This is a genomic window from Actinomycetota bacterium, assembly GCA_040754375.1.
Taxonomy (GTDB): domain Bacteria; phylum Actinomycetota; class Acidimicrobiia; order Acidimicrobiales; family AC-14; genus JBFMCT01.
The window spans coordinates 1-5442 of sequence record JBFMCT010000081.1; the positions used below are offsets into that span (position 1 = coordinate 1).

The following is a 5442-nucleotide window of genomic DNA, read 5'->3' on the forward strand; positions in this document are numbered from 1 at the left end:
CACAACGAGTGCAACGGCATCACGCTTGAACTCCGCCGTGTAGCGCTGCGGTGATCTCCCTGCCATACGGACATCCTCTCTACCAGCTCATACTGGTTCGCGTGTCCGGGCTCCGGGGGTAGGTTCACACCTCGCCGGCGGCGCGGACGGCGCGGTACAGGTCGGGGTGGACGAAAGCCGTCCAGCGGCCGTCGGGACCGGGGGCGAGGTTGGCGACCAGGGTGTGCCAGTGCAGGAGCGGGTCGCCGGCTCGGCTGGTGCGATGCCGGAACGCCGCGGCGACCACGCCGTGGGCGGGCAGCGTGCGGATGCGAGCAGCGGCGGCCGCTTCAGGGTCGCGTGCGGCGAGGTTGGCGAGGTATGCCTCGTCGCCGCTGCCGCGCCGGACGTGAATGGCTTCACGCTCGAGCCAGCCGAGCGCGTCGCGTAGGGCGGCTTCCCCTGCGTCGATGATGGCGGCTTGGACGCGAGGGTCGTCGGACACGGCGTAGAGGACTGACACCGATTTCGGAGCCTTGAACGTGAGGTCGAAGCCGGGTACCCGGCGCGCGTGGGCGCGCAGGGTGTCGCCGTTGGGGGTGAGCCCGCCGCTGCCCGGCGCGAGCCCGGCGAGTACGGCGCGCAGGTCGTCGGGGTCGACCTCGCCGTCGAGGCCGAGCAGTACGGCGCCGCTGCCGAGCCATCGGCCGGCCGCTTCGCCGGCGCCGGTGTAGTAGTCGTCGAGGGACTGCGCGACGCCGGAGAGCTGGTAGGCCTCCTGGCCGACGCGGAGCTTGGCGACGCTGAGCACGGGGCCAGCACACCGGCTCTCGGTCCCTGGGTTGGTCCCGGAGCCGGTCCCGGACCGGGTGCACACCGCCGGTGATTATCTGTGTGAAGCGATCTGGATGGTCCCGGGGGGGTAGTTGCCCGGGGTCGAGCGCTGGCTGCTTGTCGTTACGGGCGGTGGCGGTGCTGGCGGCGTCGCGTGCATGGAGTCGCCGCGTGATGGTGGGTGCCAGCCTGCAGTGGTGGCAGGTACCGCTCGGCTGCCAGTAGGCGTGCGGCGTCACCGGCCGCGGCATCGGGGCGGGAGTAGGGCCCTTGGATGGTGAGCCAGCCCCCGGGCTCGTAGGCGTCGACGATCCCGTACCAGCGGGCGTCGGGCCGGGCGTGGGTGCCGAACTCGACGATGTCGCCGAGGGCGAGGCGGGTCGGGAGCGCCCAGCCGCCCGCGACCGGTGTGTGCTCCCAGCAGAGCTGGGTCCATCCGCTGGGCTCGCTCGGATCGGCCCAGACGGTAGCGACCCATCCCGCCGGGTCGAGGGGGTGGTCGATGATCACGGCGGCGGGCGTGCGGAGGCGATGTCGACCGAACCGTGCCCAGTCGTAGCCGGCGTCTGGACCGGGCTGGTCAACCGGCGGTCGTGGCAGTGGGTCGGTGTCGTGGCGTCGGCGCATCGTCCTGCCCTCCATGCGTGGTTGGGGCGCGACGGTACGGCGTTCGCTTTCTACGGTTCGCAGGGCGGTGCCAACGGCACCCGACCCGGAGGGTCGGCCACGGCACCCCGGCGCCAGCCGGGCCCGGGCGCATGCGTCCCGGATCCGGTTCGTCGAGGCTCAGGCGGCCTCGCTGGCCTCCTCGTCGGCGTTGGCCTCGGTGGGGTGGCCGGCGAGGGTGGTGAGGTGGTCGACGGCGGCTTGGGCTCGGGCGGCGACGGTGACGAGGGCTCGGGCGTCGGCACGTAGGACGCGGAGCCACTGGGCGAGGTAGGCGGCGTGGTCTGCTCGGGTGGTGGCGCTGATGCCCGCCTGCGCGCACCACATGGCGGCGCCGAGCTCGGCGACGAGCTCCTCGGCGGCGTAGGCGTCGGAGCCGAACCGGCCGGTCAGGTCGCGGTCGAGCCGGTCGGGGTGGCCGGTCCAGTGGACGTGTTCGTGGGCGCTGGTCGCGTAGAAGTGGGCGGCGTGGTCGAACTGGGCGAGGTCGGGCAGCCGGATGGTGTCGGTGCCGGGCTCGTAGCACGCGCGGTTGCCGCCGGTGACGACGCGGGCGCCGACGGCGGCGAAGAACGCGTCGGCCGCGTCGATGCGCTCGGGTGTGTCCCGGTGGTCAAGCTCGTCGGCGCGGCGCTCGAGGATGGGCTCGGTGCCGTCGGCTTGTTCAGCGGCGAACACGCAGTAGGCCCTTGCCAGGAGCCGGCGGCGGGGCTGTCCGGGTTCGTCGGAGGCGTCCTTCTCGGCGGTCTGGTTGGTGGGCTTCCACAGGATGACGTGGGTGCCGCGCTCGCCTCGGCGGACCTGGGCGCCGTGTCGTTGCCAGCCGCGGTACGTGGCCCACACGCCGGAGGTCCAGCCGTTGGCAGCCGACACCATCGGCAGCCACAGGGCGTTCATGCCACGGTAGGGGCGTCCGTCGACGCTGGTCGGGGTGCCGGCGTCGGCGAGGGTGTGCCAGGGCATGCGCCAACTGCCGGCGCCGGCTTCGATGTCGGCGACGAGTTGGTCGGTGATCGTGGCGAACAGGTCGTTGGCCTTCATGGTCGGGTCCTCCGTGCGGTCGATGGGGCTTCGCCCCTACGGGGCGTTCTCGGGCCGCCGCATCAGCGGGCGCTGTCAACCGACCGCAGGGAGGCTCGGCCCCGAGCGCAGCGAGGGGCTTGACAGGGCCCGCGCGGCGGCCCACCACGGCACCCCGACCCGGCAGGGTCGGGGCACGGCACCCGCCCGCAGGGCGGCCACGGCAGCCCCCGGCGCGCCGGCGAGGCACGGCGCTGCCACATCGAAGTCCCGGAGTTCCGCCCGATCACACTCCCGCCCGGGAGTCGTCCCGGTCAGGCCGTGGGTAGAGGTGCCGACCGCGGCGCTCGATTGCTCCGAGCCGCGACGCTCGGTGCAGGTACTTGTAGGCGGTCGGGACGCTGACGTGGAGCCGGGCGAGCAGCTGTGCGGCGGCGGGGATGTCGGGGTCGAGGGAACGGAGGAGCGCGACGAGCTCGGAGTCGCTGATGGCGGGAGCCGGTCCCGACCGGCGAACGTCGCCGGCCATCGACCGATCGGCGCGCTGGCGGGTGCGTTCGATCTCGAGCCGGCCGCCCCAGATCCCGTGCTCCTCCGCGGTCTCGGTGGCGTGACGGTCGCACTCGTCACGGACAGGGCAGCGCGCGCAGACCGCGAGGGCGTCGTCGGCCGACACGCCCGGCGGCGGGTAGAAGCGTGCCGGAGGCATCCCCCGGCACGCCGCTGCCCACATCCAGGCGGGGGCCATCAGTGGGGGTAGACGTAGGCCAGGTACTCGGGCAGCCGGGCCCGCTGGCGGGCGGTGAGCGGGGGGAGCCAGAGCCGGATGCCGATGATGTCGCCGCGGCAAACGATGATCCCGAAACGCTCCAGCCGGTCCAGCGTGTGGTTCATCCGTGAGGTGGACTGCCCCGCGCCGAACGTCTGGGCCAGATCGACGAGCGACCACGATGACGGACCTTCGGCGGCGTAGGTGGCGAAGCGGTGCGCCATCAACATGGCGGTCGGGCCAACCGACGGCGTCCACCAGATGAGCGCGTCGTCGCTCGCGGTCGGGATCGCACCGGGCGCCGACTCGACGACCGGGTCGGGGTAGGCGACCACCGCGAGCGTGCGGGGTGTCAGGTCGTCGGTGCTCGTGGTCGGCTCGGACGGGGTGGAAGTGGCGGGGGTGGTCGACATGGTCGGGCTCCGTTCGGTGAACGGCGGGGCCGGCCGTCTTCCCCAAGCCGACCGACCCCACCGGGGGCGATGACCCGACCGGCTGGCCGGGTCTTGCCCCTACGGGGCATCCGGTCCGCCGATCACCCGGCCGGGGTCAACCCGAAGGGCTTGGCCCCGAGCGCAGCGAGGGGCTTGACGCCGGCCGGGCGGCGGACCACACGGCACCCCGCCGCAGGCGGGACACGGCACCCGACCCGCAGGGTCGGCCACGGCACTGGCGCTCACGCGCCGGACTCCGTGTAACGCCGTGAACAGCAAGCCGTGGGACATGGAGCATGGACACCACCCCCACCGAGCAGGCGCCGCTCACGATCACCGTCGAGCGCGCCGGGCAGCTCCTCGGGATCTCGCGTGGGCTCGCCTATGACCTCGTCCGGCGGGGCGAGATCCCCGCGATCCGGCTCGGCCGGCGCGTCGTGGTCCCTGCGAGCGCCATCGAGGAGATCCTTCGTGGCGCGGCCGAGGGCGCCTGACGCCATGGCCGCCGGTACCAGTACAACAGTTGGCCACGAGGGGCCTTGCTACGGTCGAACCTCGGCCGTCGGGGACGCGGCCTCGCACCGTCCCCCGAACCACGCGCATCCCGTCCCACCCCCGCCCGATCCGCCCGGCGGGGAGTGGGCTCGGGATGCGCACCGTTCGCGGCGCCAACCGCCGCGGACCCGTTCGGGGAGGTGACGCGCTGTGCGTGGCCACATCGTCAAGCGGCGCAGCCGCTACTACGCCGTCATCTACGAGGGGACCGACCCTGCCACCGGCAAGGGCCGCCATCGCTGGTATCCCGCCGGCGAGACCCGGCGTGAAGCCGAGAAGGTGCTCGCCGATCTCGTCAAGCGGCACCACGACGGCGACTACCGGGCCCCCGACCGCATCACGCTCGGCGACTACCTGACCGAGCGGTGGCTGCCGATCAAGCGGGCCCAGCTCCGCCAGACCACCTTCAACTCGTATGAGGCGAACATCACCAACCACGTCGTGCCCGGGATCGGGGCCATCCCGCTCCAGCGCCTCTCCCCCGAGGATCTCGATGAGTTCTACGCCCGACTCCTCGTCGAGGGGAAGCTGAACGGCGGCGGCGGAGGGCTCTCGGTCAAGACCGTTCGCTACATCCACGGCATTCTTCGCAAGGCGCTGGCCGACGCACAACGTAAGGGGAGCGTGCAGCGCAATGTCGCCGACCTCGCCGACCCACCCAAGCTCTCGTCGGCACCGAAGCCTCAGATGAAGGTCTGGACCGCCGACCAGCTCCGCGAGTTCCTCGATGGCATCCGAGACCACGAGCTCTTCCCGGCGTTCTTCCTGGCGGCGAGCACCGGGATGCGCCGCGGGGAGATCCTGGGGATCCGCTGGGAGGACATCGACCTGCAGCACAAGCGGCTCTCCGTTCGCCAGGCCGTGCTCAACGTGGCTTACGAGGCCGTAATCGCCGACGTGAAGACACCGATGTCGCGCCGAACGGTCGACCTGGAGCCGCGCACCGTCGCCGTCCTGACGCAGTGGAAGAGCGACCAGCTCGAGCAGCGCCGGGCGCTCAATCTCCGACCGAAGGACGACTCGCTCGTGTTCGCGAAGCCGGAGGGCACCGCGATCCAGAGGATGCCCCGCTGGCCGTAGAACTTGGTGACGGCCTCCACTGGTGATACTACGCCGCAGGTGTGACAGGAACGGTGGAATCGACGCTCTTTGAGGTGGCGGCCTTGATGGCCGCGGCGAGCTGTG

The 5442-nt window shown here is 72.3% G+C and carries 7 protein-coding genes; 2 read left to right on the plus strand and 5 right to left on the minus strand.

Annotated features, from left to right (window positions below; all coding sequences use genetic code 11):
• Nucleotides 1-124 precede the first annotated feature (124 nt).
• The 5 genes from mobF to AB1673_17315 all read right to left on the minus strand — a co-directional run bounded on the left by mobF (nucleotide 125) and on the right by AB1673_17315 (nucleotide 3681).
• Nucleotides 125-790, minus strand: a complete 666-nt coding sequence (mobF, locus tag AB1673_17295; protein ID MEW6155713.1) for a MobF family relaxase — start codon at nucleotides 788-790, stop codon at nucleotides 125-127.
• A 146-nt stretch (nucleotides 791-936) separates the two neighbouring features.
• Nucleotides 937-1440, minus strand: coding sequence for a hypothetical protein (locus tag AB1673_17300; GenBank protein ID MEW6155714.1), 504 nt, complete (start codon nucleotides 1438-1440; stop codon nucleotides 937-939).
• Nucleotides 1441-1599: 159 nt separating this feature from the next.
• The gene (locus AB1673_17305) at nucleotides 1600-2520 is read right to left on the minus strand and encodes a zincin-like metallopeptidase domain-containing protein (GenBank protein ID MEW6155715.1); all 921 of its coding nucleotides are present in this window, start codon (nucleotides 2518-2520) and stop codon (nucleotides 1600-1602) included.
• Nucleotides 2521-2785: 265 nt separating this feature from the next.
• Nucleotides 2786-3247 carry a WhiB family transcriptional regulator gene (locus AB1673_17310; GenBank protein ID MEW6155716.1) on the minus strand — a complete coding sequence of 154 codons (462 nt, stop codon included), beginning with the start codon at nucleotides 3245-3247 and terminating at the stop codon, nucleotides 2786-2788.
• The gene (locus AB1673_17315; protein MEW6155717.1) at nucleotides 3247-3681 is read right to left on the minus strand and encodes a hypothetical protein; all 435 of its coding nucleotides are present in this window, start codon (nucleotides 3679-3681) and stop codon (nucleotides 3247-3249) included. The genes AB1673_17310 and AB1673_17315 overlap by 1 nt, the downstream gene beginning before the upstream one ends.
• Nucleotides 3682-3998: 317 nt before the next feature.
• On the opposite strand from AB1673_17315, the gene AB1673_17320 reads away from it, so the two are divergent.
• Together AB1673_17320 and AB1673_17325 are read left to right on the plus strand one after the other, a co-directional pair.
• The gene (locus AB1673_17320) at nucleotides 3999-4196 is read left to right on the plus strand and encodes a helix-turn-helix domain-containing protein (GenBank protein ID MEW6155718.1); all 198 of its coding nucleotides are present in this window, start codon (nucleotides 3999-4001) and stop codon (nucleotides 4194-4196) included.
• A gap of 211 nt (nucleotides 4197-4407) precedes the next feature.
• Nucleotides 4408-5337, plus strand: a complete 930-nt coding sequence (locus AB1673_17325; GenBank protein ID MEW6155719.1) for a tyrosine-type recombinase/integrase — start codon at nucleotides 4408-4410, stop codon at nucleotides 5335-5337.
• Nucleotides 5338-5442: the final 105 nt, after the last annotated feature.